Source organism: Micromonospora sp. BQ11, from assembly GCF_052068135.1.
Classification (GTDB): Bacteria; Actinomycetota; Actinomycetes; order Mycobacteriales; family Micromonosporaceae; genus Micromonospora.
This window is the reverse complement of sequence record NZ_JBQHDB010000011.1, coordinates 198508-223230: the sequence shown is the minus strand read 5'-3', so window position 1 is coordinate 223230 and position 24723 is coordinate 198508. Positions and strand designations below refer to the sequence as shown.

At 72.7% G+C, this 24723-nt stretch carries 25 protein-coding genes; 14 read left to right on the top strand and 11 right to left on the bottom strand.

The window, feature by feature from the left end; all coding sequences use genetic code 11:
- Position 1 precedes the first annotated feature (1 nt).
- From ACTMSW_RS23095 to ACTMSW_RS23070, 6 genes are all read right to left on the bottom strand, one after another.
- Entirely contained in the window at positions 2-1561 is a 1560-nt protein-coding gene (locus ACTMSW_RS23095; protein WP_441182754.1) for a HAMP domain-containing sensor histidine kinase, read from the bottom strand.
- The gene (locus ACTMSW_RS23090) at positions 1558-2259 is read right to left on the bottom strand and encodes a response regulator transcription factor (protein WP_441182753.1); all 702 of its coding nucleotides are present in this window, start codon (positions 2257-2259) and stop codon (positions 1558-1560) included. The genes ACTMSW_RS23095 and ACTMSW_RS23090 overlap by 4 nt, the downstream gene beginning before the upstream one ends.
- A 75-nt stretch (positions 2260-2334) precedes the next feature.
- On the bottom strand, positions 2335-2958 hold the full coding sequence (locus ACTMSW_RS23085) for a PadR family transcriptional regulator (RefSeq protein WP_441182752.1): 624 nt from the start codon (positions 2956-2958) through the stop codon (positions 2335-2337).
- Positions 2955-3788, bottom strand: coding sequence for a DUF4097 family beta strand repeat-containing protein (locus ACTMSW_RS23080; RefSeq protein WP_441182751.1), 834 nt, complete (start codon positions 3786-3788; stop codon positions 2955-2957). The genes ACTMSW_RS23085 and ACTMSW_RS23080 overlap by 4 nt, the downstream gene beginning before the upstream one ends.
- An 87-nt stretch (positions 3789-3875) precedes the next feature.
- Positions 3876-4853, bottom strand: a complete 978-nt coding sequence (locus ACTMSW_RS23075) for a lysophospholipid acyltransferase family protein (protein ID WP_441182750.1) — start codon at positions 4851-4853, stop codon at positions 3876-3878.
- On the bottom strand, positions 4850-5629 hold the full coding sequence (locus ACTMSW_RS23070; protein WP_441182749.1) for a GNAT family N-acetyltransferase: 780 nt from the start codon (positions 5627-5629) through the stop codon (positions 4850-4852). The genes ACTMSW_RS23075 and ACTMSW_RS23070 overlap by 4 nt, the downstream gene beginning before the upstream one ends.
- Positions 5630-5794: 165 nt before the next feature.
- Here ACTMSW_RS23070 and ACTMSW_RS23065 point away from each other — a divergent pair, with 165 nt between their 5' ends.
- The 7 genes from ACTMSW_RS23065 to ACTMSW_RS23035 all read left to right on the top strand — a co-directional run bounded on the left by ACTMSW_RS23065 (position 5795) and on the right by ACTMSW_RS23035 (position 15879).
- Entirely contained in the window at positions 5795-6457 is a 663-nt protein-coding gene (locus ACTMSW_RS23065; RefSeq protein WP_441182748.1) for a hypothetical protein, read from the top strand.
- A 67-nt stretch (positions 6458-6524) separates the two neighbouring features.
- On the top strand, positions 6525-7460 hold the full coding sequence (locus ACTMSW_RS23060) for an ABC transporter ATP-binding protein (RefSeq protein ID WP_441182747.1): 936 nt from the start codon (positions 6525-6527) through the stop codon (positions 7458-7460).
- Positions 7457-8281 carry an ABC transporter permease gene (locus ACTMSW_RS23055; RefSeq protein ID WP_441182746.1) on the top strand — a complete coding sequence of 275 codons (825 nt, stop codon included), beginning with the start codon at positions 7457-7459 and terminating at the stop codon, positions 8279-8281. Before ACTMSW_RS23060 ends, ACTMSW_RS23055 begins: the two co-directional genes overlap by 4 nt.
- 307 nt (positions 8282-8588) lie before the next feature.
- The gene (locus ACTMSW_RS23050) at positions 8589-12353 is read left to right on the top strand and encodes a multifunctional oxoglutarate decarboxylase/oxoglutarate dehydrogenase thiamine pyrophosphate-binding subunit/dihydrolipoyllysine-residue succinyltransferase subunit (protein WP_441182745.1); all 3765 of its coding nucleotides are present in this window, start codon (positions 8589-8591) and stop codon (positions 12351-12353) included.
- An 87-nt stretch (positions 12354-12440) separates the two neighbouring features.
- The gene (locus ACTMSW_RS23045) at positions 12441-12620 is read left to right on the top strand and encodes a DUF6104 family protein (protein WP_441182744.1); all 180 of its coding nucleotides are present in this window, start codon (positions 12441-12443) and stop codon (positions 12618-12620) included.
- Between the two features lie 68 nt (positions 12621-12688).
- Positions 12689-14764 carry a phosphate acetyltransferase gene (pta, locus tag ACTMSW_RS23040; RefSeq protein WP_441182743.1) on the top strand — a complete coding sequence of 692 codons (2076 nt, stop codon included), beginning with the start codon at positions 12689-12691 and terminating at the stop codon, positions 14762-14764.
- Entirely contained in the window at positions 14761-15879 is a 1119-nt protein-coding gene (locus ACTMSW_RS23035; protein WP_441182742.1) for an acetate kinase, read from the top strand. Before pta ends, ACTMSW_RS23035 begins: the two co-directional genes overlap by 4 nt.
- A 35-nt stretch (positions 15880-15914) precedes the next feature.
- Here the strand turns inward: ACTMSW_RS23035 and ACTMSW_RS23030 are convergent, their stop codons facing one another.
- The gene (locus tag ACTMSW_RS23030) at positions 15915-16091 is read right to left on the bottom strand and encodes a hypothetical protein (protein ID WP_441182741.1); all 177 of its coding nucleotides are present in this window, start codon (positions 16089-16091) and stop codon (positions 15915-15917) included.
- 223 nt (positions 16092-16314) lie between these two features.
- On the opposite strand from ACTMSW_RS23030, the gene ACTMSW_RS23025 reads away from it, so the two are divergent.
- Both ACTMSW_RS23025 and ACTMSW_RS23020 read left to right on the top strand, forming a co-directional pair.
- Positions 16315-17178 (top strand): alpha/beta hydrolase family protein, encoded by an 864-nt coding sequence (locus tag ACTMSW_RS23025; RefSeq protein ID WP_441182740.1) that lies wholly within the window; start codon positions 16315-16317, stop codon positions 17176-17178.
- Positions 17179-17252: 74 nt separating this feature from the next.
- Complete coding sequence (locus ACTMSW_RS23020; RefSeq protein ID WP_441182739.1) at positions 17253-18218, top strand: alpha/beta hydrolase family protein; 966 nt, start codon at positions 17253-17255, stop codon at positions 18216-18218.
- A gap of 125 nt (positions 18219-18343) precedes the next feature.
- On the opposite strand, the gene ACTMSW_RS23015 is transcribed toward ACTMSW_RS23020, so the two are convergent.
- The 3 genes from ACTMSW_RS23015 to ACTMSW_RS23005 form a co-directional block, all read right to left on the bottom strand.
- Positions 18344-19306: a zinc-binding dehydrogenase gene (locus ACTMSW_RS23015; RefSeq protein ID WP_441182738.1), complete on the bottom strand. Its 963-nt coding sequence runs from the start codon at positions 19304-19306 to the stop codon at positions 18344-18346.
- 126 nt (positions 19307-19432) lie between these two features.
- Positions 19433-20608, bottom strand: a complete 1176-nt coding sequence (locus tag ACTMSW_RS23010) for an NAD(P)-dependent malic enzyme (RefSeq protein ID WP_441182737.1) — start codon at positions 20606-20608, stop codon at positions 19433-19435.
- A 140-nt stretch (positions 20609-20748) separates the two neighbouring features.
- A complete protein-coding gene (locus tag ACTMSW_RS23005; protein ID WP_441182780.1) occupies positions 20749-21114 on the bottom strand; it encodes a S24 family peptidase in 366 nt (121 codons plus the stop codon).
- A 69-nt stretch (positions 21115-21183) separates the two neighbouring features.
- Here ACTMSW_RS23005 and sodN point away from each other — a divergent pair, with 69 nt between their 5' ends.
- The 3 genes from sodN to ACTMSW_RS22990 all read left to right on the top strand — a co-directional run bounded on the left by sodN (position 21184) and on the right by ACTMSW_RS22990 (position 22550).
- Positions 21184-21588 carry a superoxide dismutase, Ni gene (gene sodN / locus ACTMSW_RS23000; RefSeq protein ID WP_222955761.1) on the top strand — a complete coding sequence of 135 codons (405 nt, stop codon included), beginning with the start codon at positions 21184-21186 and terminating at the stop codon, positions 21586-21588.
- Positions 21589-21653: 65 nt separating this feature from the next.
- Positions 21654-22118 carry an N-acetyltransferase family protein gene (locus ACTMSW_RS22995; protein ID WP_441182779.1) on the top strand — a complete coding sequence of 155 codons (465 nt, stop codon included), beginning with the start codon at positions 21654-21656 and terminating at the stop codon, positions 22116-22118.
- A 24-nt stretch (positions 22119-22142) separates the two neighbouring features.
- Positions 22143-22550 carry an ATP-binding protein gene (locus tag ACTMSW_RS22990; protein WP_441182736.1) on the top strand — a complete coding sequence of 136 codons (408 nt, stop codon included), beginning with the start codon at positions 22143-22145 and terminating at the stop codon, positions 22548-22550.
- Between the two features lie 45 nt (positions 22551-22595).
- Here the strand turns inward: ACTMSW_RS22990 and ACTMSW_RS22985 are convergent, their stop codons facing one another.
- Positions 22596-23030, bottom strand: a complete 435-nt coding sequence (locus ACTMSW_RS22985; RefSeq protein ID WP_441182735.1) for a hypothetical protein — start codon at positions 23028-23030, stop codon at positions 22596-22598.
- Between ACTMSW_RS22985 and ACTMSW_RS22980 the strand changes: the two genes are divergently transcribed.
- Together ACTMSW_RS22980 and ACTMSW_RS22975 are read left to right on the top strand one after the other, a co-directional pair.
- Positions 23029-23979: a diacylglycerol/lipid kinase family protein gene (locus ACTMSW_RS22980; protein WP_441182734.1), complete on the top strand. Its 951-nt coding sequence runs from the start codon at positions 23029-23031 to the stop codon at positions 23977-23979. The two genes, ACTMSW_RS22985 and ACTMSW_RS22980, sit on opposite strands and share 2 nt — an antisense overlap.
- 447 nt (positions 23980-24426) lie before the next feature.
- On the top strand, positions 24427-24684 hold the full coding sequence (locus tag ACTMSW_RS22975) for a WhiB family transcriptional regulator (protein WP_120731728.1): 258 nt from the start codon (positions 24427-24429) through the stop codon (positions 24682-24684).
- Positions 24685-24723: the final 39 nt, after the last annotated feature.

The following is a 24723-nucleotide window of genomic DNA, read 5'->3' as shown; positions in this document are numbered from 1 at the left end:
GTCACTCGCCGTCGTCGAGCTCGGGATCGGGCGCCAACGGCAGGCGGACGCGGAACGTCGCTCCCCCGCCCGGCGTTCCGGTCACCTCGACGGTGCCGTGGTGGGCGGCGACCAGCGCGGCGACGATCGCCAGGCCCAGCCCGGTGCCGGTGACGCCGCCGGCTCGGCGGGTACGCGCGGCGTCCGCCCGGTAGAAGCGCTCGAAGACCCGTTCGGCCTGCTCGGGGGACAGACCCGGCCCGGTGTCGGCGACCTCCACCACGGCCAGGTTCCCCGGCTCGCTGCGCAGCCGCAGGGTCACCGTGGCGTCCGTCGGGGTGTGGGTGAGCGCGTTGGTCATCAGGTTGCCGATCACCTGGCGCAGGCGGGCGTCGTCGCCGTGCACGACGAGTGGGCCGGAGCCCGGCTCGATGTCCAGCTCGATCCGCCGCTCGGGCGCCATCACCCGGGCGGCTTCGACGGCGTCGCTGGCGAGTACCGGCAGCTCCACGGGGGCGAGCGTGACCGGCCGTTCCCGGTCCAGCCGGGCCAGCAGGAGCAGGTCCTCGACCAGCAGGCCCATCCGGGCCGCCTCGTCCTCGATGCGGCGCAGCAGGTCGGCGGTCTGTTCGGGAGCGCGGGCCGCGCCCTGCCGGTACAGCTCGGCGAAGCCCCGGATGGTGGTCAGCGGGGTCCGCAGCTCGTGCGAGGCGTCCGCGACGAACTGGCGCATGCGCTCCTCGGACCGTCGGGCCCGCGCCTCGGCGGCCCGGGCGGAGCCGGCGGCGTCGCGGGCGGTGACCTCGGCGGACCGGGCGGCGGCCTCGGAGGCGGCGCGGGCGGTGAAGGCGGCCTCGATCTGGGTCAGCATGGCGTTCAGCGCCCGGGACAACCGGCCCAGCTCGGAGGTGGCGCACTCCTTCCCCTCCTCCGGGTCGGGCACCCGCCGGCTGAGGTCACCGCCGGCGATGGCCGCCGCGGTCTGTTCGATCTCCACCAGGGGCTTGAGGCTGGTCCGGACGACCGCCGCGCCGATCGACGCGAGCAGGAACAGCACCGAGGTGCCGGCCACGACGTCGATCCACACCAGTCGCTTGACCGCCAGGTCCACGTCGGTGAGGTGCTGCCCGACGGCGGCCAGCTGCCCGTTGGGCAGCCGGGTGTAGAGCATCCGCCAGCGGCTGTGACCGTCCTGGGACCGGACGGTGATGGGCTCGCCAACAAGCTCCGCGAAGCCCTCCTCGGACTGCGGGGACGGAGGCAGGTCCTCCGAGCGCAGGTCCGAGTTGAAGTGGCCGGCCTTGGGCCGGCCCTCCACCACCGCCAGGACGATGAAGTCGGTGGGCAGGCCGAACCGCGCCTGCTGCCCCTCGTTGAGCATCTCGACGGCTCGGCTGATCGTCCGCTCCGCCAGTCGCAGGTCCTCGTCGACCTGGCCCACCAGGTAGCTGCGCAGGAAGAACGTCGTGGACACGCTGATGACCAGCAGCGCACCGGAGACCAGGGCGAGGACCGAGGCGACCAGCTTGACCCGGAGCGGTACTCCGCGCAGCTTGGACTTCGCCTGCTCGACCGGGGTCACGCCGCCGGCTTGCGCAGGACGTACCCGACCCCGCGCAGGGTGTGGATCAGCCGGGGCTGGGTGTTGTCGACCTTGCGGCGCAGGTAGGAGATGTACGACTCGACGATGTTGTCGTCGCCGCGGAAGTCGTAGTTCCACACGTGGTCGAGGATCTGCGCCTTGGAGAGCACCCGGTTCGCGTTCAGCATGAGGTAGCGCAGCAGCTTGAACTCGGTCGGCGAGAGCTGCACCCGCTGCCCGGCCCGGTGCACCTCGTGGGTCTCCTCGTCCAGCTCCAGATCGGCGAAGGTGAGCCGTGAGGGCGCCGTCTCCCCGCTGCTGGTGCGTCGCAGCACCGCCCGGATCCGGGCGGTCAACTCCTCCAGGCTGAACGGCTTGGTGACGTAGTCGTCGCCGCCCAGGGTCAGCCCGCGGATCTTGTCGTCGGTCGCGTCCCGGGCGGTCAGGAACACCACCGGCGTACGCGTGCCGCCCTCGCGGAGCATCCGGATGACCTCGAAGCCGTCCAGGTCGGGCAGCATCACGTCGAGCACCACCAGGTCGGGCCGGTGGTCCTTGGCCGCGTTGAGTGCGGCGCTGCCGCTGGTCGCGGTGGCCACGTCGAACCCGGCGAACCGGAGGCTCGCGGAGAGGAGTTCGAGGATGTTGGGATCGTCCTCGACGACGAGCAGTCGCGCCTCGGTCTGGATAGCGGCCATGGGCCCATCATCCGCGCTCTCTCTGCACCCGCGCTGGGCGGGCGCTGGAAAGAACCTGTGAACCGGCTGCGGTCGTCAGCGCAGCAGCCGGCGCAGCCCGTCGAGCGCACCGTCGAGCAGCCGGATCGCGGTCCGCAGCTGCGGGTCGGTGAGTCGACGGGCCCGCACCAACGCGCTCACCTCGGTGCCGAACGCGGCCAGCCGCCGGTCGAACTCGGCCAGCAGTCGCTCGTCGTCGGACGCGGCCGGCCCCGGGGCGGGAGGGGGGACCGGGCCGGGCGCGGGCGGCGCCCAGCGCGTACGCCGGGTCTGGCGGGTCGCCTCCCGCAGCTCCCGTTTGAGGTCGCGGACGGAGCCACGCACCTCGCTGCGGATCTCGCCGGCCAGGGCGGAGAGGTCCTGCACCGAGGCGGTGATGTCCGACTCCAGCGTGGTCAGCTCGTCGGCCCGCTGGCGCAGCTCCGCCCGGCCGGCGTCGGTGATCTCGTAGACCTTCCGGCCGCCCGCGGCGGTGTGGGTCACCAACCCGTCGCCCTCCAGCCGTTGCAGCCGGGGGTAGATGGTGCCCGCGCTGGGCGCGTACAGGCCGAGGAAGCGCTCCTCCAGCAGGCGGATCAGCTCGTAGCCGTGCCGGGGCCCGTCGTCGAGGAGCTTGAGCAGGTAGAGCCGGAGCCGCCCGTGACTGAACACGGCCGTCACGGCAGCTCCCTCTCCTCGTCGACGTCCACCGGGCGGGCGAGCAGCGCGATGCTGCCCGAGGTGGCGGAGGCCCAGAGCTTACCCGCACCGGTGCCGAGCACCCCCTCGCTGGTGCGCAGCACGGGGAGGCCGCCCTCCGCGCGCAGGTGCGGGAAGCCGCTGGTGACCCGACCGGAGGTGGTGTGCAGGCGGACGGTCAGGTCGCTGTCCTCGCGGACCCGGACGGTGATGCCGCCGGAGATGGTGGTGAGGTGGATGTCGCTGTCACGAGGATTGTCCAGATCGCAGGTGATCGCGCCCGAGACGGTCTGCGCACGGACGTGTCCGGCCGTGCTGTCGGCGAGGGTCACCTCGCCGGAGACCGTTCGCAGGTCGAGCTCACCGGCCACGCCGAGCGCCTCGACCGCACCGGCGGTGATCTTCGCGGTGGTCCGCCCGCGCAGCCCCCTCAGGGTGATCCGGCCGGCCGTCACCTCGACCCGGGCCGCACCGCTCAGCCCCGACGCCACCAGGGAGCCGTCGACCAGGACCAGGTCGGCGGCGACGTCGGCGGGAACCGCGACGGAGATGTCCACCCGCGGCCACCGGGCGAGCGGGCCCAGCCGCCGCAGGAACTCCGTCCAGCCTCGGGAGTGCTCCTGCCGGACCACGAGTCGGCCGTCCCGGTGCTCGACGTGCACCGGCCGTCGGCCGACCCGGGTCACGTCGACCCGGGTCGGGCCGCCGGTGGCCACCACGTTGAGCCGGCCGCTGAGCAGTCGCACGTCCAGCCGGTCGACGGGCCCGTCCAGGGTCAGCCGCTGCGGGTCGTCGACGATCCGGTGCGTCACGGGTCCTCCCCTCGGTGACGCGCTCAGGGGAGCGCGTCGACGGGCTGACGGTAACGCGATACATCGCGATATGACAAGGGTGTCGCGTCAGGCGGCCAGATCGAGCTCCCGGGCCGGCTCGGTGCCCACCGCGGCACCGGCGGGTGGCGACCACGCGGGTGGCGGCGGCGTCACCGACAGGGCGACCGGGGCCGGCTGAGACGTCGGGCGGAACCGGGCAGGTACCGCGCCGGTCGGCGACGGCACCAGGTGGACGGCGGACTCGGCGGCCCGGGCGAGCATCCGCCGGTCGGCGTCGCGGGCCGGGTGCAGGGCGGCGGCCACGGTCACCTCGACCACCAGGCGCCGGGCGGCCAGGACGCGACGCACCGACCGCCACAGGTTCTCCTCACCGACGAAGGCCGCCGTCGTCGTCCCCACGCCGGTGGCGGCGCAGCGGTACGCGATCCGCAACGGCACGACCGGAGCGCCGCCGTCGATGGCCGCCTGGAACACGGCCGGCCGGAAACCGCCGCCGGGCCGGCACGCACCGCCGTCCCCGCACCACGTCGTCCCCTCCGGAAAGACCGCGACCGACCGGCCGGAGCGGAGCGCCTCGGCCACCCGCCCGACCATGACCGGCAGGTCCCGGGGGCGACCCCGGTCCACGAAGACCGTGCCGGCGGCACCCGCGAGCTGACCGATCAGCGGCCAGGCCCGGACCTCGCTCTTGGCGATCATCCGGGCCGGCGCGACGGCGAGCACGGCGAGGACGTCCAGCCAGGACTCGTGGTTCGCGACCAGCAGCGCACGCCGCCGGGGCAGCCGGCCCTGGACGACCACCCGCACGCCGAAGGCGCGGGCGGTGAGCCGCGCCCAGCCGCGTACGGCCGCGTGCCGCTCCCGGGACGGCAGCAGCGGCAGCAGCAGCGCCAGGCCGGTGCCGGCGACCAGCATGCCGAGCACCGCCGCCAGCCGGCCGGCCCGTACGGCGGCCGGCACGCCGGGTACCGCGCCGGAGGCGGGCAGGCAGGCCGCGCCGCACCCGGAGGTGGGCCGCCACAGGTCGTACGCGACGGCGGTCACCGCTCGGCCCCGCCCAGGAAGTGCCGCAGGTAGCGGGGGTTCATCCGGTCCAGCGAGAACAGCACGTAGAAGTCGGCCGTGCCGAAGTCCGGGTCGTACGTCGGCTCGCCGCAGACCCACGCACCCAGGCGCAGGTAGCCGCGGAGCAGCGGCGGCACCAGCGCCCGGCCCTCGGCGCCCCCGACGGCGGTCTCCGCCCCGGGCACCTCCGGCTCGGCGAACCACGGCCGCAGCGGACGGAGACGCAGCGGCGGCGGCGCGAGGTGCTGCTCCCGCGCCAGGGCCCACACCTCGGCCGCCGCCCGCCCGCCGTCGGCGACCGGTACCGAGGCGCAGCCGCCGAGCCAGCGCGACCCGCGCAGGTGCAGGTACCGGATGATGCCGGCCCACATCAGGTTGATGACGGCGCCGAAGCGGTGGTCCGGGTGCACGCAGGACCGGCCCGCCTCGACCAGGTCGTCGCGCAGCGCGTCGAGCGGTCCCAGGTCGAACTCGTCCGCCGAGTACCGCCGGTCGGTGCGGCCCGGCGGCAGCAGCCGGTACGTGCCGACGACGTCCCCGGTGCCGTCGTGGCGCACGATCAGGTGGTCGCAGTGGGGGTCGATGTGGTCGGCGTCCAGGCCCGGGGCGGCCGGGCGCAGGGTGGCGCCGAGCTCGGTGGCGAACACCTCGTGGCGCAGGCGTTGCGCGGCCGCGACCTGGGTCGGGTCGTCGGCGATCAGCAGGGTGTATCCGCTGGTCGTCAGGGATGCGCCAGCGGCGTGCAGAACGGCCATGGGAACTGTGTAGGGGGCCTGGGTTGCCGGGGGTCGGGATGAGGAGTGTCGATCGGGTGAACGCCGGTCGGCGGCTCGCCACCGGGCGTACGCGCCGGTACTGCGACATGCGAAGCTGCCTGCGACGCACCGGCGATCGGGCCGGGCGCGGCTGCGGAGGTTTGGATGATCATCGAGTCCGGCCACAACGGGCCTCCCGGCTCGGGCAACGGCGGCTGGAGCGCGGGCGTCTTCGCCACCGCGGCCGGCGGTCCGGGGCCGGTCGAGGTGACGCTGCGCCGGCCGCCACCGCTGCGGACCCCGCTGACCCTGTCCGACGGAGAGGTCCACGACCCGGACGGCACCCTCGTCGCGCAGGTACGGCCGGTGCCGGAGTTCCGGTCGGTGGTGCCGCCGGTGGACCTCGCCACCGCCCGGGCCGCCGCCGCGGCGTACCCCGGTCTGGTGGACCACCCGTTTCCCGGCTGCTACGTCTGCGGTCCCGACCGCGCCGACGGGTTGCGGATCTTCCCGGGGCGGCTGACCGACGGGCGTACCGCCGCGCCGTTCACGGTGCCCGCGCCGGTGACCGGCCCGCTGGTGTGGGCGGCGTTGGACTGCCCCGGCGGCTGGTCGGTGATCGCGCCCGGGCGGCCGTACGTCCTGGGCCGGATCGCCGCCGTGGTCGCGGACCTGCCGACCGCCGGCGACGAGTGCGTCGTGACCGCCGCCCTGGTCGGCGCCGAGGGCCGCAAGGCCGCCGTGCACACCAGCCTGTACGCGCCGGACGGCGCCCTCCTCGCCTGGGCCCGGGCCACCTGGATCGCGGTGACTCCGTCCGTGAATTGACCCGGCTGCGCAGCCCGGCAAGGCTGGGCGGCGGCGTACCCCGACGTCACCCGAGAAAAGGAGAACGATGTCTGACGGGCAGCGAAGCCCCACCAGCGACGGCCAGATCGTGGTGTCCGGCCTCTCGAAGCAGTACAAGACCGTCCGGGCGGTCGACGACCTGTCGTTCACCGTCGAGCCCGGCCGGGTCACCGGCTTCCTGGGCCCGAACGGTGCCGGCAAGACGACCACCCTGCGCATGCTGCTCAACCTGGTCACCCCGACGGCCGGCACGGCGACGATCGGCGGGCACCGGTACGCGGACCTCACCGACCCGCTGCGGCACGTCGGCGCGGTGCTGGAGGCGTCCAGCGCGCACAAGGGCCGCACCGGGATCAACCACCTGCGGGTGATCTGCGCGGCGGCCGGCCTGCCGAAGGCCCGGGCCGACGAGGCGCTGGCCCTGGTCGGGCTGACCCCGGCGGCGAAGCGCAAGTTCAAGGGCTACTCGCTCGGCATGAAGCAGCGACTCGGCATCGCCGCGGCCATGCTCGGCGATCCCCGGGTGCTGATCCTGGACGAGCCGGCCAACGGCCTGGACCCGGAGGGCATCCGGTGGATGCGCGGGTTCCTCAAGGGCCTCGCCCACGAGGGGCGGACGGTGCTGGTCTCCAGTCACCTGCTGTCGGAGATGCAGCTCCTCGCCGACGACGTGGTGATCATCGCCGGCGGGAAGCTGGTCCGCCAGGGCACCGTCGAGGAGGTGATCGGGTCGATGGCACAGGGCGTCCGGGTGCGGGTCCGCACCCCGCAGGCCGACAAGCTGACCAGCGCCCTGCGCGACACCTCGGCCACGGTCGACGTCGACGAGCAGGGTGTCCTGCTGGTCGGCGGCGTGGACGCGCCGACCGTCGGCCGGGCCGCCCTGGCCGCCGGTGTGGAACTGCACGAACTCACCACGGAACGGCCCGACCTCGAAGGGGTCTTCCTGGAGCTGACGGCCGGAAAGGCGGGCATCCGATGAACCTGGTCCGATCCGAGCTGCTCAAGATCCGCACCACCAGCACCTGGTGGATCCTGGCGCTGATCTACCTGCCGCTCTGGGGCATCACGCTGTTCTTCAACTACCTCCAGTCCGACGCGCTGGTGAACGGGAACATGGCCGAGGCACCGGAGGATCAGGCCGCCACCATCGAGGCGGTCTCGCAACCGGAGGCCGTGGCCGCGAACCTCTTCACCAACGGTCAGTTCTTCGGTCTGATGATGGTGATGCTGCTCGGCATCATCGTGGTGACCAGCGAGTTCTTCCACCAGACCGTGACCACCACGTTCCTCACCGTGCCGCACCGCACCGCGGTGATGCTCGCCAAGCTGGTCGCCGCGGCCGCCCTCGGGGTGCTCTTCTGGCTGGTGACGACGGCCGCCAACCTGCTCGCCGGAGCGGCGGTGCTGGGCGGGATCGGCCTCGATCCCAGCTACAGCGGTGCCGTCTGGGAGGCGGTCGGCCTCAACGGGCTGGCCTACCTGTTGTGGGCGATCCTCGGTGTCGGCCTCGGTGTGCTGATCCGCAGCCAGATCGGCGCGACCGTCACCGGGATCCTGCTCTACCTGGGCGGCTCGATCGGCGCGGTGATCATCATCTCGGTGCTCGCGGAACGGTACGGCGACTGGATCAACAAGCTCCAGCTCGCGGTGCCGTCGCTGGCCTCGTCGCTGATGGTGACCGGCACCGACGGAATCCCCGGCAACCCGCCCCAGTGGGCGGGTGCGGCGGTGCTGATCGGGTATGCGTTGGTCGCCGGCGTGGTCGGCACGCTCATGGTGCGGCGGCGCGACATCTCCTGATCCGGTTTGGCGACGGGGGCGGTGCACGTGGCACCGCCCCCGTCCGGGCCGTACGCGGTCGACCGCCACGTCGGCCGCCGGCGAGGTGGGCGCCGGGAACAGGTCGGGCGTTAGCAGCAGTTGACGGAACACGCAGCGTTTACCGAACTTCTGGCATCTTCTGTGAAACGGACCACGCAACGGAGGCGGAAATGCCGCCGGCATCCGCACGGCGTAGCCTGGGATCCGACCCGTGCGCGCCGGCAGGTGCGGTGTCGCCGGGGACCGCGTGACACACAAACCCGCGTGAAAGAGGCGATTACCGGCCGTGTCGACCCAGCAGACTTCGCAGGAGAACCCACTGGCGGGTTTCGGCCCGAACGAGTGGATCGTCGAGGAGATGTACCAGCGCTACCTCGCCGACCCCGCCAGCGTCGACCCGGCCTGGCACGACTTCTTCGCCGACTACCGGCCGGCGCCGGGCGCCGCCACCCCGCGCGGGGCCGAGAAGACCGCCGCCACGCCGGCGAAGCCGCAGCCCGACGGCCAGCCGGAGCCGGCCGCCGGCGTCGCCCAGACCGCTCCGAAGGCCCCGGAGAAGAAGCCCGAGCCGAAGCCGGCGCAGCCCGCCGCCAAGCCGGCCGCCGCCGCGCCCGCGAAGGCCGCCCCGGCGAAGCCCGCGCCCGCGAAGGCCGCCCCGGCCAAGCCCGCCGCGAAGCAGACCGCGCCGACCGCCGGTGGCCCGCAGACCACGCCGCTGCGCGGCGTCGCCGCGAAGATCGTCCAGAACATGGACGCCTCGCTGAGCGTGCCCACCGCGACCAGCGTGCGCGCCGTCCCGGCCAAGCTGCTGGTCGACAACCGCATCGTGGTCAACAACCACCTCGCGCGTGGCCGTGGCGGCAAGGTCAGCTTCACCCACCTGATCGGGTACGCGCTGGTCCGGGCCCTGGTCGCCCACCCGGAGATGAACAACTCCTACGCGGAGGTCGACGGCAAGCCGGTGATGATCCGCCCGGAGCACGTCAACCTGGGCATCGCCATCGACCTCACCAAGCCGGACGGCACGCGCAACCTGGTGGTCCCGTCCATCAAGGCCTGCGAGCAGATGGACTTCCGGCAGTTCTGGCAGGCGTACGAGGACGTGGTCCGGCGCGCCCGCCGCAACGAGCTGACCATGGAGGACTACTCCGGCACCACGATCTCGCTGACCAACCCCGGCGGCATCGGCACGGTGCACTCGATGCCGCGCCTGATGCAGGGGCAGAGCGCGATCATCGGCGTCGGCGCCATGGAGTACCCGGCCCCCTACCAGGGCATGTCCGAGGCCACCCTCGCCGAGCTGGCGGTCAGCAAGGTCATCACGCTGACCAGCACGTACGATCACCGGATCATCCAGGGCGCGCAGTCCGGCGAGTTCCTGAAGGTCATGCACGAGCTGCTGCTCGGCGAGCACAACTTCTACGACCAGATCTTCACGTCGCTGCGCATCCCGTACGAGCCGGTGCGCTGGATGCGGGACGTGGCGGTCAACAACGAGGGCCAGATCAACAAGACGGCCCGGGTGCACGAGCTGATCCACGCGTACCGGGTGCGCGGCCACCTGATGGCCGACACCGACCCGCTGGAGTTCAAGATCCGCAAGCACCCGGACCTGGACGTCCTCCAGCACGGGCTGACCCTGTGGGACCTGGACCGCGAGTTCCCGGTGAACGGCTTCGCCGGCAAGCAGCGGATGAAGCTGCGCGAGATCCTCGGCGTGCTGCGCGACTCGTACTGCCGCCGGGTCGGCATCGAGTACATGCACATCCAGGACCCGGAGGAGCGGCGCTGGATCCAGGAGCGGATCGAGCGCAAGTACGAGAAGCCGTCGGCGGACGAGCAGAAGCACGTCCTCAACCGGCTCAACGCCGCCGAGGCGTTCGAGACCTTCCTCCAGACCAAGTACGTCGGGCAGAAGCGCTTCTCGCTGGAGGGCGGGGAGTCGCTGATCCCGCTGCTCGGCGAGGTGCTGGAGGCCTCCGCCGAGGGTGGGCTCGACGAGGTCGTCATCGGCATGGCCCACCGCGGCCGGCTCAACGTGCTGGCGAACATCGTCGGCAAGCCGTACGAGAAGATCTTCTCCGAGTTCGAGGGGCACCTGGACCCGCGCTCGACGCAGGGCTCCGGCGACGTGAAGTACCACCTCGGCCAGAACGGCAAGTTCACCACCCCGGACGGGGAGCACGCGGTCAAGGTCTCCCTGGTGGCGAACCCGTCGCACCTGGAGGCCGTCGACCCGGTGCTGGAGGGCATCGTCCGGGCCAAGCAGGACCGGATCGACCTCAAGCTGGAGGGCTACACCGTGCTGCCGCTGGCGGTGCACGGTGACGCGGCGTTCGCCGGCCAGGGCGTGGTCGCCGAGACGCTCAACCTGTCCCAGCTGCGCGGCTACCGCACCGGCGGCACCGTGCACGTGGTGGTCAACAACCAGGTCGGCTTCACCACCGCCCCGGAGTACAGCCGGTCCAGCCTCTACAGCACCGACGTGGCCCGGATGATCCAGGCACCGATCTTCCACGTCAACGGTGACGACCCCGAGGCCGTGGTCCGGGTCGCCCGGCTGGCCTTCGAGTACCGGCAGGCGTTCAACAAGGACGTCGTGATCGACATGGTCTGCTACCGCCGGCGCGGGCACAACGAGGGCGACGACCCGTCGATGTCCAACCCGCAGATGTACAAGATCATTGACTCGAAGCGTTCGGTGCGGAAGCTCTACACCGAGGAGCTGATCGGCCGCGGCGACATCACCGTCGAGGACGCGGAGGAGCTGCTGCGCGACTACCAGGCGCAGCTGGAGCGGGTGTTCAAGGCCACCCGGGACGCGGCCACCACGCCGCGCCAGCTCAGCCGCCCGAAGCGGGAGGACGAGCCGGAGCCGCAGGTCGACACCGCGATCGACGCCTCGGTCGTCCGGGCCGTCGGCGATGCGCACGTCAACCTGCCGGACGGCTTCACCCCGCACAAGCGGATCCAGCAGCTGCTCGACCGCCGGGCCAAGATGTCCGTCGAGGGCAACATCGACTGGGGCTACGGCGAGATCATCGCGCTCGGCTCGTTGCTGCACGACGGGGTCACCGTCCGGCTCGCCGGTCAGGACTCCCGCCGTGGCACGTTCGTGCAGCGGCACGCCTCGGTCGTCGACGCGAAGACCGGCGACGATTACCTGCCGCTGAGTTCGCTCACCGGCGACGGCGAGCGGTCCCGGTTCTTCGTGCACGACTCGCTGCTGTCCGAGTACGCGGCCATGGGTTTCGAGTACGGCTACTCGGTGGAGAACGTCAACGCGCTGGTCTGCTGGGAGGCCCAGTTCGGCGACTTCGTCAACGGCGCCCAGTCGGTCATCGACGAGTTCATCTCCTCCGGCGAGGTCAAGTGGGGCCAGCGCTCCGCCGTCACCCTGCTGCTGCCGCACGGCCACGAGGGTCAGGGCCCGGACCACACGTCCGGCCGGCCGGAGCGGTTCCTCCAGATGTGCGCCGAGGACAACATGCGGGTGGCCATCCCGACCACCCCGGCGAACTACTTCCACCTGCTGCGCCGCCAGGCCCTGTCGCCGAAGCGCAAGCCGCTGGTCGTGTTCACGCCGAAGTCGCTGCTGCGGCACAAGCTCTGCGTCTCCTCGGTCGAGGACTTCACCACCGGCACCTTCGCGCCGGTGCTGCCGGACTCGGCCGCCCCGGCGCCGGAGCAGGTGAAGCGGGTGCTGCTCTGCTCGGGCAAGATCTACTACGACCTGCTCCAGGCCCGGGCCGACCGCGGCATCACGGACACCGCGATCATCCGGATGGAGCAGCTCTACCCGATGCCGGTGGAGGAGATCCGGGCCGCGCTGGCCGAGTACCCGAACGCCGAGGACTACGCCTGGGTGCAGGAGGAGCCGGCCAACCAGGGCGCCTGGTCGTTCGTCGCGCTCAACCTGCTGGAGCACCTGGACGAGGTCCGGCTGCGCCGCATCTCCCGGCCGGCCGCGGCCGCCCCGGCGGTCGGCTCCGCCAAGATGCACGAGGTGGAGCAGGCCGCGCTGATCGAGGCGGCCCTCCCCCGCCCGTAACCTGAGCAGGCCCGGAGTCGGGGCAGGGACCGTACGCCGGTCCCTGCCCCGACGTCGTGCCGGGCAGGAGATCGAAAGGACGTACGCGTGTACTTCACCGACCGTGGCATCGAGGAACTGGTCGAGCGCCGGGGCGACGAACAGGTCAGCATCGAGTGGCTGGCCGAGCGCCTGCGCGACTTCGTCGACCTGAACCCCGAGTTCGAGACCCCGATCGAGCGCTTCGCCACCTACCTGGCCCGCCTCGACGACGAGGACGACGAGTAGGACCACCCGGCCGAGGTGCGGGGCGGAGGACCCGGGCGGAGGGCTTTGCGATCTCCTAGGGTGGGTGCGTGGCCCGGAGCGTGTATGTGACCAGTGTGGGGTCCGGCGGGGGCAAGTCGACGGTCGCCCTTGGCCTGGCGGAGCTGCTGTCCCGGCAGGTCGAACGGATCGGGGTGTTCCGGCCGTTGGTCGGCGGGCACGGGCCCGATCCCATCCTCGCCCTGCTCAGCGACCGCTACCGGGTCGACCTGCCACCGGCCGACCTGTCCGGCACCACGTACGCCGAGGCGACCGCCCTGGTCGCGGACGGCCGCCGGGAGGAGCTGATCTCCGGCATCGTCGCCCGGTACCGCGAGATCGAGCGGCGCTGCCCGGCCGTGGTCGTGGTGGGCAGCGACTTCGCCGACGGCGGGGACGGCGCCGGCCCCCGTGAACTGGCCTTCAACGCCCGGCTGGCCACCGAGTTCGGCAGCGTGGTGGTGCCGGTGGTCGACGGCCTCGGACAGGAGCCGGCGGCCATCGCCGCAGCGGCGCGCGGGGCGTACCACGACCTGGAGGACCTGGGGGCGACGGTGCTGGCGGTGATCGCCAACCGCGTACCCGGGCCGATGACGCTGCCCGACCTGCCGGTGCCCGCGTACGCCATCCCGGAGGTCCCGACCGTGTCGGCGCCGACGGTGGCCGAGGTGGCCGCGGCCCTCGGCGCCACCCTGCTGGCCGGGGACGAGGCCGCGCTCAGCCGGGACGTGCTCGACTACGTGGTGGGCGCGGCACACGTGCCGACCCTGCTGGACCACCTCACCGAGGGAGCTTTGGTGATCACCCCGGGCGACCGGGCGGACCTGCTGGTCGCGGCGAGTGCCGCGCACGTCGCCGGGCAGGTGTCGGTGGCCGGGCTGGTGCTCACCCTCGGCGAGCAGCCCGATCCACGGGCGATGCGGCTGGTGGAGGGACTGAACACGGGGCTGGCGGTGCTCTCCGTGACCAGCGACAGCTACCACACGGTGGCCGCGTCCAGCCGGATCGAGGGCCGTCCCAGTGCCGCCAACCCGCGCAAGGTCGAGGCCGCGCTGGGCGTCTTCGAACGGTGCGTCGACACCGACGACCTGGCCCGCCGGCTGCGCGTGAGCCGCTCGGAGCGGGTCACGCCGCTGATGTTCGAGTACGACCTGCTCGACCGGGCGCGGGCGCAGCGCCGGCACCTGGTGCTGCCGGAGGGCGGCGAGGAGCGGATCCTGCGCGCCACGGAGATCCTGCTGCGCCGGGGGGTCGCCGACCTGACGTTGCTCGGCCGGCCGGACGACATCACCCGCCGCACCCGCGAGCTGGGCATCGACATCGGTGGGGCGCGGGTCGTCGACCCGGCCACCAGCGAGTGGCGGGACGAGTTCGCCGCCGCGTACGCACGACTGCGTGCCCACCGCGGCGTCACGGTCGACCTGGCCCACGACATCGTGGCGCAGCCCAACTACTTCGGCACGATGATGGTGCAGTGCGGTCACGCCGACGGGATGGTGTCCGGCGCGACCCACACCACCGCCGCCACCATCCGGCCCGCCTTCGAGATCATCCGGACCGTGCCGGAGGTCTCCATCGCCTCCAGCGTCTTCTTCATGCTGCTCGCCGACCGGGTGCTGGTGTACGGCGACTGCGCGGTCAACCCCGACCCGGACGCCGCCCAGCTCGCCGACATCGCGATCTCCTCGGCGGACACCGCCGCCCGCTTCGGCATCGAGCCGCGGATCGCCATGCTGTCGTACTCGACCGGCAGCTCGGGCGCGGGCGCGGACGTGGAGAAGGTCGCCGCGGCCACCCTGCTGGTGCGGGAGCGCCGACCGGATCTGCTGGTCGAGGGACCGATCCAGTACGACGCGGCGATCGACCCGGCGGTGGCGGCCACCAAGCTGCCCGGGAGCGAGGTCGCCGGCCGGGCGACGGTCTTCATCTTCCCGGACCTCAACACCGGCAACAACACGTACAAGGCCGTGCAGCGCTCCGCCGGGGCGCTGGCCGTGGGGCCGGTGATGCAGGGCCTGCGCCGGCCGGTGAACGACCTGTCCCGGGGCGCCACCGTCCCGGACATCGTGAACACGGTGGCCATCACCGCCATCCAGGCCGCGTCGTCGTCGGAGGAGGGCGCGTGACCGCCGACCGGGTGCTGGTGCTGAACTGCGGGTCGTCGTCGGTGAAGTGGCGGCTCTACGACGGTGACGAGGGGGTCGACAAGGGCACCGTCGAGCGGATCGGTGAGCCCGGCGGCGGGCCGGCCGACCACTCCGTTGCCATCCGTGAGGTGCTGGAGGGGCTGGACCTGAGCGGGCTCACCGCCGTCGGCCACCGGGTGGTGCACGGGGGGATGCTGTTCGGGGAGCCCGTCCTGATCGACGAGGCGGTGCTCGCCGCGATCCGCGACCTGGTGCCGCTCGCGCCGCTGCACAACCCGGCCAACCTGGCCGGCATCGAGGTCGCCCGGGCCGCGTTGCCGGACGTCGCGCAGGTCGCGGTCTTCGACACCGCGTTCCACACCACCCTGCCGGAGGCCGCCGCCACGTACGCCGTCGACCGGGACACCGCGCAGCGGTACGGCATCCGCCGGTACGGCTTCCACGGCACCTCGCACGCGTACGTCTCCCGGCGCACCGCCGACCTGCTCGGCCGACCGTACGACGAGGTCAACACCATCACCCTGCACCTGGGCAACGGGGCCAGCGCGTGCGCGGTCGCCGGTGGCCGCAGCGTGGCCACCTCGATGGGCATGTCCCCGCTGGAGGGCCTGGTGATGGGCACCCGCAGCGGCGACGTGGACCCGACGGTGGTCTTTCACCTGCGCCGCGAGGGCGGGTTGAGCGTCGACGACATCGACGACCTGCTCAACCACCGCAGCGGCCTGCTCGGGCTGACCGGCGCCAACGACATGCGGGAGGTACTGGCGCGACGGGCCGACGGCGATCCCGCCGCGGCGCTGGCCTTCGACGTCTACTGCCGGCGGATCACCGGCTACGTCGGGGCGTACTACGCGCTGCTGGGCCGGGTGGACGCGGTCACCTTCACGGCCGGCGTCGGGGAGCACGCCGCGCCGGTACGTGCGGCCGCTCTGGCCGGGCTGGAGCGGCTCGGCATCGCCGTGGACCCGGAGCGCAACGCGGGCAGCGGCGACCGTGTCATCTCACCGGACGGCGCGGAGGTCACCGTCTGCGTGGTCGGCACCGACGAGGAGCGCGAGATCGCCCGTTCCGCCCGGGCGGTGGCCGTGGCCTGACCCGTGACCGCGGGCCTCGGGGGCCGTGCAGCGGCTCAGCTCAGGGCCAGCCAGACGACGACGGCGACGAGGACCACCGCGACCACGGCCACGGCCACGGCGACGAGCAGCGGCGTCCGGGACGGGGCGGCCGGAGCCTCCGGCTCGGCGGGGTTCGCGAAGGCGCGGAATGCCGCGGTGTTGCCGCTCGGGTCGGTGAAGTTCTCAGGCATGCCGGTGACCATAGCGAAGCCGGTCGAGGTCTGCCCCACCCGTCCACGGCGTGGCGCGAGGTCCGGCCGGCCGGTCGGGCGGATCCGGCCGGGTGGCGCGCGGAGCCGATCCGGACGGCGGGGCCACCCGGGCCCGGTGGACCCCTACCGTGGACCCGTGGGGGGCGGGGGCTTTCGCGGCGGCACCGGGCGGCTTGCGCCGGGCGGAAGACGGCTGGTCGCGATGCTGCTGACGGCGCTGGTCGCCGGCTGTGGCCCGGCCACCGCCGCGACCGACCGACCGGCGCCGGCCCGTGCGGCACCGACCGGGACGTACGCGGTCGCGGTGCGGACGTTCACCATCGACGCGCGTGCGACGCGACCCCTGCCGGTCACCGTGTGGTATCCGACCCGTGCCGGTGCGGTGGCGGACGGGCGGTTCCCCCTCGTGGTCTACAGCCACGGGCTGCAGAGCCTGCCGGAGTTGCACGCCGGCCTGACCACCCGCTGGGCCGCCGCCGGGTTCGTGGTCGCCGCGCCCACCTACCCGCACACCCGGCGCGGCGCGGTCCGGTTCGACCGCGCCGACGTACGCCACCAGCCCGCCGACGCCTGGCGGGTCGTCCGGCACCTGCTCCGGCTGGACTCCGGGGGTGCCGACCCGCTCGCCGGGCACCTGGACCTGACCCGGATCGCCGCCGCCGGGCACTCGGCGGGCGGCTTCACCACCGCCGGCATGTTCGCCGCCGGGCACTCGGCCCGGCTGCGGGCCGGCATCGTGCTCGCCGGGGGTGGGCTGGCCGGAAGCTTCGCCGGGCCGACCGCCCCGGTGCTCTTCGTGCACGGCACCGACGACCGGATCGTGCCGGTGGCCGTCGGCCGGGCCGCGTACGACCGCACGACCGGCCCGGCCGCCTTCCTGAGCGTTCTCGGGCAGGGCCACGGCGAGTACCTGATCCCGGGCCGTCCCGGCTTCGACCCGGTGCTCGCCACCACCATCGACTTCCTCCGCTGGACGCTCTACGACGACCCGGCGGCCGGACGCCGCCTCCCGGTCGACGCCCGCTCCCCCGGCGTCACCGCCTACGAGGACCGCCTCACCCCCTGACCGTCGGCGAGCCCGCCGGCACGGTGCGTCGATCCCGGCCGGGCCGTCCTCGCCGGCGAGGCACAATCGGATTCATGTCGTCCCGCGTCACCGCTGCCCTGCTCGCCGCCCTGGTCACCGCCGGCCTGGTGGGCTGCTCCACAGATGCCGCCCCGACGGCCCGTCCGGCGGTGCCGGCCGAGCCGCCGAAGGTCGCCACACCCTCGCCGCGCGTCCCGGCCGGGTCCGCGCCCGAGCGGGCCTTCGCGGTGGGCGTACGCGAGCTGAAGCTGAACCGCGACGGCGACCGCCCCCTGCCGGTGACCGTCTGGTACCCGGCGGCCGGGAAGGCCGGAGGCGAGCCGGAGCGGTCGGCGGACGCGGCGAAGGGGAAGTTCCCCGTCGTCATGTTCAGCCACGGGCTGGGCGGCCGCCCGGCCGACTACGACACGCTGCTCACGCGCTGGGCGGCGGCCGGGTTCGTGGTGGCCGCCCCGACCTTCCCGCGCACCTCGCGCGGCGGTGACGGCAACGTCCTCGACGTCCTGAACCAGCCCGCCGACGTGTCGTACGCCCTCACCCAGGTCCTCGCCCTGGACGGCCGGTCCGGCGACCCGCTGCGGGGCCGGTTGGCCACCGACCGGGTGGCGGCGGCCGGGCACTCGGCCGGCGGGGTGACCACGATCGGGCTGTTCACCACGGGTCGGGACGAGCGGCTCGACGCCGGAGTGGTGTTCGCCGGTACCGCGCTCGGGGTGGGCACCGCGTTCGCCGGCGCCGCCGCCCCGCAGTTGTTCGTGCACGGCCAGGCGGACGAGGTGGTCGACTACGCCGCCGGCCGCGCCGCGTACGACAAGGTGCCGTGGCCGAAGGCGATGCTGAGCCTGCCGAAGGGCGACCACGGCCGGGCGCTGCTCGGCGACGGGCCGGCGCTGCGGGTGGTCTCGGACACCACGGTCGAGTTCCTGCGCTGGTCGCTGTACGGCGACGAGGCCGCCAAGCGCCGCATCCCCACCGACGCCGCCCGCGACGACATCGCCACCCTCGACAACCGCCTCTGACCCCCGCCCGGGGTCGCGTCCCTGCGCAGTTTCACGGAAATAGTGGCCGTTTCGCGCCGCGAGGCCACTATTTCCGTGAAAGAGCGACCTCGCAACGCGACGGGGCGCGGCGCCAGCCGGGGCGGTCAGGTGGTGTGGTCGATGACGACCTTGCCGAAGACGTCGCCGGAGTGCAGGCGGGCGAAGGCGTCCTCGACCCGGCTGAACGGCACCACGCTGTCCACCACCGGGCGCACGCCCCGCTCGGCGCAGAACGCGAGCAGCGCGGTCAGCTCGTCCGGGGTGCCCATCGAGGTGCCCAGGATCTCCAGCTGCATGGCGAAGACGCGGCGCAGGTTGACCTTCGGCTCGTGCCCGGCGGTGGCGCCGGAGACCACGATCCGGGCCATCGGCGCGGCGGACTTGAGGGAGTGGTCGAAGGTGGCCGCACCGACCGTCTCGATCACCACGTCGACCCGCTCCGGCAGCCGGGCGCCCGGCTCGACGGCGGTCGCGCCCAGCTCGGTGATCCGCTCGCGCTTGGCCGCGTCGCGGCTGGTCGCGTACACCCTCTTGCCCATGGCGGCGGCGAGCGCGACGGCCGCGGTGGCGACGCCACCCCCGGCGCCCTGCACCAGCACGGCCTCGGCGTCGTCGACGCGGCCCTTGGTGGTCAGCATCCGCCACGCGGTGAGCCAGGCCGTCGGCAGGCAGGCGGCGTCCGTCGCCGCCAGGCCCACCGGCAGCGGAACCAGGTTCGACCGGGGTACGGCCACCCGCTCGGCAAGGGTGCCGGGGAAGTGCTCGGAGAGGATGGAGACCCCGCGCGGGTCGCCCGGGGTGACGACCACCGGGTAGACGACCACCTCGTTGCCGTCCGGGTCGATCCCGGCGGCGTCGCACCCGAGGATCATGGGCAGCTGGTCCTCACGCAGCCCCACCCCCCGCAGCGACCAGAGGTCGTGGTGGTTGAGCGAGCTGGCGGTGACCTGCACGGTGACCCAGTCGTCGTCCGGGTGGGCCGGCTCGGGCCGGTCACCGACGGTGAGCGCGGCGATCGGGTCGGCGTCGTCGAAGCGGGAGGCGAAGGCGGCACGCATGATCGGCACGGTAACAAGCTGAGCGGCCGTTAAGAAGGGCCCCTTCCTCTGCACCAGGCGTTAAGAAGGGGCCCTTGCGAACGGTCCGGCGACGCATGCTGCGCCGGAGCGCCCCCGGACCGTTCGTCCTTCCCGTCAGCGGGTGACGCCGTCGCGGCGGGCGGCCTCGGCCACCGCCGCGGCCACCGCCGGGGCGACCCGGGGGTCCAGCGGGGACGGGACGATCGCCTCGGCGGTGAGCGACTCGGCCACCACCCCGGCGATCGCGTCGGCGGCGGCCACCTTCATGCCCTCGGTGATGCGGGTCGCGCGGGCGTCCAGCGCTCCCCGGAACACGCCCGGGAAGGCCAGCACGTTGTTGATCTGGTTGGGGTAGTCGCTGCGGCCGGTGGCGACCACCGCGACGTGCCGGGCGGCCACCTCGGGGTGCACCTCCGGCGTCGGGTTGGCGAGCGCGAAGACGATGCCGCCGGGCGCCATGCCGGCCACCGCCGTCTCCGGGATCTGCCCGCCGGAGACGCCGATCAGCACGTCCGCGCCGCGCAGCGCCTCGGTGATGTCGCCCTGCCGGCCGTCGGCGTTGGTCAGCTCCGCCAGCTCGGCCTTGGTGCCGGTCAGGCCGTCGCGGTGCCGGCCGATGATGCCCTTGGAGTCGCAGACCACGACCTGGTCGGGGTTGATGCCACCGGCGACGAGCATCTTGGTCACGGCGACCCCGGCGGCGCCCGCGCCGCTCACCGCGACGCGCAGGTCGCCGAGCTTCCGGTTGAGCAGGGTGGCCGCGTTGCGCAGTGCGGCGAGCACGACGATCGCGGTGCCGTGCTGGTCGTCGTGGAAGACCGGGATGTCCAGCGCCTCGTCGAGACGACGTTCCACCTCGAAGCAGCGCGGTGCGCTGATGTCCTCCAGGTTGATGCCGCCGAACGACGGCGCGAGGGCCTTCACCACCGCCACGATCTCGTCCACGTCCTGGGTGTCCAGACAGACCGGTACCGCGTCCACGCCACCGAACTGCTTGAACAGCACGGCCTTGCCCTCCATGACCGGCAGCGCGGCGCGGGCGCCGATGTTGCCGAGTCCGAGTACGGCCGAGCCGTCGGTGACGACGGCGACGGTGTGCCCGGCCCAGGTGTAGTCGTCGGCCAGGGTCGGGTCGGCGGCGATCGCCTCACAGACCCGGGCCACACCCGGGGTGTACGCGAGGGAGAGGTCTTCCCGGCTGGTCAGCGGGACGGTCGAGGCGACGGCCATCTTGCCGCCTCGGTGCAGCCGGAAGACGGGATCAGCGGGGTCCACGGTGGACGGTGACATGGTGACTCCAGGATCTGTCGAACAGATGGAGCGGCCGGTCGGGACGCGAGGTGAGGCGACGAGCGGCGGCACATGGTGCGGGGGGTCACCCGGACACCTGCGAGCATAGTGTCGAGCCTCGCCATGGTATGTGAGTAGGGTCATACTTGCTGCCGCCCGAAGAGTCGCGGCCTGGGCCAGTAGCGGGCGACCACCCGCCCACGCACGTCGGCCACCCCGTACGCCCGGGAGTCGTCGGTCACCAGGTCGTTGTCGCCGCGCAGCCACCAGCCGCCGTCGGTGGTCTGGACCGCGCGCTTGACCACCAGCAGCTCGGGCCGGGTGCGGAAGACGGCGACCACCAGGTCCCCGGGCCGGACGGCGCGACCGCCGCGCCGCACCAGCACCGCGTCGCCGTGCCGCAGCGTCGGGGACATGGACGGACCCGTCACGAGTACGGCGGTGAGCGGCCACCGCAGCCGGGGGGCGGACCCCGGCCGTCGCGCGGTCATCGGTTTCACCTCCAGCCACCTCGGGAAGCGGCTCCAGGAGTAATGTCGTCTTGGATCATCGCAAACTTCCCATGGAGGAATCCGATGCGACTTCCGCGCATCCTTACGCCCCGCGTGACCGCGAGTGCCCACTGCGACCTGCCGTGCGGCGTCTACGACCCGGCGCAGGCCCGGATCGAGGCCGAGTCGGTCAAAATGATCTGCGAGAAGTACCAGGCGAACACCGACCCGGAGTTCCGCACCCGCGCCATCCTGATCAAGGAGCAGCGCGCCGACCTGGTCAAGCACCACCTGTGGGTTCTCTGGACCGACTACTTCAAGCCGGCCCACTTCGAGAAGTACCCGCACCTGCACCAGCTCTTCAACGAGGCCACCAAGGCCGCCGGTGCGGCCGGCGCCAAGGGTGCGACCGATCCCGCCAAGGCCGACGAGCTGCTGCAGAAGATCGACGAGATCTCGAAGATCTTCTGGGAGACCAAGAAGGCGTGACCTTCGCTCCTCCGGCACCGACGATCCGGCCGGCACGTCCCGAGGACGTGCCGGCCGTCGTCGCCATGGTGCACGAGCTGGCGGCCTTCGAGCGCGCCCCGGAGCAGTGCCACCTCACCCCGGAGCAGCTCGCCACCGCGCTCTTCGGCCCCACGCCCGCGGTGTACGGGCACGTGGCCGTCGATGCCGACGACCGGCCGGTCGGCTTCGCGCTGTGGTTCCTCACCTTCTCCACCTGGGAGGGCGTGCACGGCATCCACCTGGAGGACCTGTACGTCCGTCCCGAGGCGCGGGGCACCGGCGCCGGCCGGCTGCTGCTGGCCACCCTCGCCGCGATCTGCGTGGAGCGGGGCTACCGCCGGCTGGAGTGGGTGATGCTCGACTGGAACCCGGCCGCCGGCTTCTACGCCGCGATCGGCGCCCGGACGGTCGACGACTGGCTCCCGTACCGCCTTGCCGGGGACGCGCTCACCGACCTCGCCGCGCAGGCGAGTGGCCGTGCCCACACGTCGGCCCGGCCAACCGGGTAGAGTCCCCGACCGGGGGGATGAGCCGTGACTCAACTGACCGGGCAACCGACGACCGACGACGACATCGTGCACCTCACCGTGCCCGCGGACGGCGGTTACCTCGGGGTGCTCCGCACCGCGACCGCCGGTCTCGCCGCACGGTTGCAGTTCGCGCTCGACGAGATCGAGGACCTACGCATCGCCGTCGACGAGGCGTGCGCCATGCTGCTCGCCATCGCCACCCGCGACGCCGAGCTGGACTGCCGCTTCGCGGTCACCGAGGACGCGCTCACCGTCGAGGTCACCGTCCCGACGGTCCGGGGCGCGAAGCTTCCGGCCGAGTCGTCCTTCGCGTGGAAGGTGCTGACCGCGCTGACCACGTCCGCGTCGGCGCAGGCCGCCGGCGGCCGGGCCACCATCTCCCTGCTGACCCGGCGCGGCTCCGGCTACTGACCGGTCCCCGGGTCCGTGACCGGCGCCCACCCGGCGGGCGGATGGTCACTCGAAGCCGAGGGCGCGGTTGGTCGGGGTGCTCACCAGCAGTGCGGTGGTGCCGAGCCCGAGGACGATCAGCGGCACGCCGAGCCAGCCCAGGCCGCCCTGGATCATGAACCACCCGATCGGCAGCAGCATGAGCTGGAGCACGATCGCCGGGGCACGGGCGCCGGCCCGGCGGCGGGCCAACGCACCACCGAGCGCCCAGAGCGCCGCCGCCGCACCGACCGCGAACGCGGTGACCAGCAGCGCCGACGGCAGGTCGGTGGTCTCGGCGGTGAGATCGGCCCAGACCAGCCAGGCCGCGATGAGCCCGACGGCGACCGCCTCGGCCCGCAGGATCCGTACGGCCCAGCGGAGCGTGACGGGAATCGGGTCGGAGTCGATGGCCACGGGCGTCACGATACCGGTGGCCCCGCGCGGTACAGTGCCGCCCATGCGGGCCGTTCTGGTCGTCAACCCCAAGGCCACCACCACCAGTGAGCGCAGCCGGGACGTGCTGGTCCGGGCGTTGCGCAGCGAGGTGGACCTCTCCGTGCGGTACACCCGTCGGCGGGGCCACGCCACCGTGCTGGCCCGCGAGGCAGCCGAGGAGGGCGTCGACGTGGTCGTCACCCTGGGTGGCGACGGCACCGTCAACGAGGTGGTCAACGGCCTCATGACCGCGGTGCCTCCGACCATGCATCCGGGGGCCACGCCGGCCGAACGCCTTCCCGCCCTGGCCACCGTGCCCGGCGGTTCCACGAACGTCTTCGCCCGCGCGCTCGGCCTGCCCCGGGAGTGGCCGGAGGGCACCAGCATGATCCTGGAGGGCATGCGACTGGGCCGGCACCGGACGATCGGGCTGGGCCGGGCCGACGACCGCTACTTCACCTTCTGCGCCGGGTTCGGTCTGGACGCCGCCGTGATCCACCGGGTGGAACAGGCCCGTCGCCGGGGCCGGGTCTCCACGCCCTCGCTCTACTTCCGGTCCTTCGTCCGGCAGTACTTCCTCGCCTCCGACCGTCGGCATCCGGCCGTGACGCTGGAGCGCCCCGGTGAGCCGGCCGAGGAGGAACTGGGCACGGTGATCATCCAGAACACCGCGCCCTGGACGTACATCGGCGACCGCGAGGTCAATCCGAATCCGGGCGCGTCGTTCGACCTGGGACTGGACGTCCTCGCCCTGCGTCAGCTCCGCGTCGCCAGTACGACACGGACTGTGACGCAGTTCTTCTCCCGGCAAGCGGATCCGCACGGGCGTCAGGTGCTCCGGCTGCACGACGTGGCGGAGTTCACCCTGCTCTCGAGCCGTGCACAGGCCTTCCAGCTGGACGGCGACTATCTCGGTGACCGGGAGAAAGTCAGATTCACATCCGTTCCCGCCGCACTGAGAGTAATCTGCTAGGTCTCGGGTACTGCCCTAGGTCAACGCGCTCGCAGCCGCACCGCGTACGCAGCCGCCACGCCGAGGGGGAAACAGGTGCCGGAAATGTCAGCAATGTCACGAGCACTGTACTATATTGATCCTCGACTGTGGTACTCCGGGTAACTGAACGCCCGGCAAATCTGGACAAATGGGTTGTGGGCTTGCTCACCGCCCGGAGTTTTTCCCTGCGCCACCCTTGACATCGCGACTGTTCGTGAAAGTATTCACAAGCGAACTTGAGTTACCGGGACATTGCCTGGATATGCTCGATAGGTTGAGCTGTTCCAGCAGGTCCCTGGCTACAACAGCCTGCTCACGCACCGCCGAATGGTCGGACGCGAACCGTCACTGTCGGCGTGCGGATGCATATAGGAAAAGCACCACTGCAATATCTGCCACCCATCCAGAATGAGGAGTGTTGCCGCCATGGACTGGCGCCACGATGCCGTCTGCCGCGACGAGGACCCGGAGCTGTTCTTCCCGATCGGGACGTCCGGTCCGGCCCTCCTGCAGGTGGAGCAGGCGAAGGCCGTCTGCCGGCGCTGCCCTGTGACCGACCAGTGCCTCCAGTGGGCGCTGGAGTCCGGCCAGGACGCCGGTGTCTGGGGCGGGATGAGCGAAGAGGAGCGCCGCGCCGTCAAGCGTCGCGGTGGCATCCGAGTGCTGCGCGCTCACTCCGCCTGATCCGACGCGAAGTCGGAAAGCCCCGATCGGGTCCGCCCG

What these genes read in the sequence shown, in the direction of transcription:
- ACTMSW_RS23090 (WP_441182753.1), bottom strand. Translation starts at nt 2,259, where the DNA reads ATGGCCGCTATCCAGACCGAGGCGCGACTGCTCGTCGTCGAGGACGAT.
- ACTMSW_RS23070 (WP_441182749.1), bottom strand. Translation starts at nt 5,629, where the DNA reads ATGGCCGTTCTGCACGCCGCTGGCGCATCCCTGACGACCAGCGGATAC.
- ACTMSW_RS23065 (WP_441182748.1), top strand. Translation starts at nt 5,795, where the DNA reads ATGATCATCGAGTCCGGCCACAACGGGCCTCCCGGCTCGGGCAACGGC.
- ACTMSW_RS23060 (WP_441182747.1), top strand. Translation starts at nt 6,525, where the DNA reads ATGTCTGACGGGCAGCGAAGCCCCACCAGCGACGGCCAGATCGTGGTG.
- ACTMSW_RS23055 (WP_441182746.1), top strand. Translation starts at nt 7,457, where the DNA reads ATGAACCTGGTCCGATCCGAGCTGCTCAAGATCCGCACCACCAGCACC.
- ACTMSW_RS23030 (WP_441182741.1), bottom strand. Translation starts at nt 16,091, where the DNA reads ATGCCTGAGAACTTCACCGACCCGAGCGGCAACACCGCGGCATTCCGC.
- ACTMSW_RS23025 (WP_441182740.1), top strand. Translation starts at nt 16,315, where the DNA reads ATGCTGCTGACGGCGCTGGTCGCCGGCTGTGGCCCGGCCACCGCCGCG.
- ACTMSW_RS23020 (WP_441182739.1), top strand. Translation starts at nt 17,253, where the DNA reads ATGTCGTCCCGCGTCACCGCTGCCCTGCTCGCCGCCCTGGTCACCGCC.
- ACTMSW_RS23010 (WP_441182737.1), bottom strand. Translation starts at nt 20,608, where the DNA reads ATGTCACCGTCCACCGTGGACCCCGCTGATCCCGTCTTCCGGCTGCAC.
- sodN (WP_222955761.1), top strand. Translation starts at nt 21,184, where the DNA reads ATGCGACTTCCGCGCATCCTTACGCCCCGCGTGACCGCGAGTGCCCAC.
- ACTMSW_RS22995 (WP_441182779.1), top strand. Translation starts at nt 21,654, where the DNA reads ATGGTGCACGAGCTGGCGGCCTTCGAGCGCGCCCCGGAGCAGTGCCAC.
- ACTMSW_RS22980 (WP_441182734.1), top strand. Translation starts at nt 23,029, where the DNA reads ATGCGGGCCGTTCTGGTCGTCAACCCCAAGGCCACCACCACCAGTGAG.
- ACTMSW_RS22985 (WP_441182735.1), bottom strand. Translation starts at nt 23,030, where the DNA reads ATGGGCGGCACTGTACCGCGCGGGGCCACCGGTATCGTGACGCCCGTG.
- ACTMSW_RS22975 (WP_120731728.1), top strand. Translation starts at nt 24,427, where the DNA reads ATGGACTGGCGCCACGATGCCGTCTGCCGCGACGAGGACCCGGAGCTG.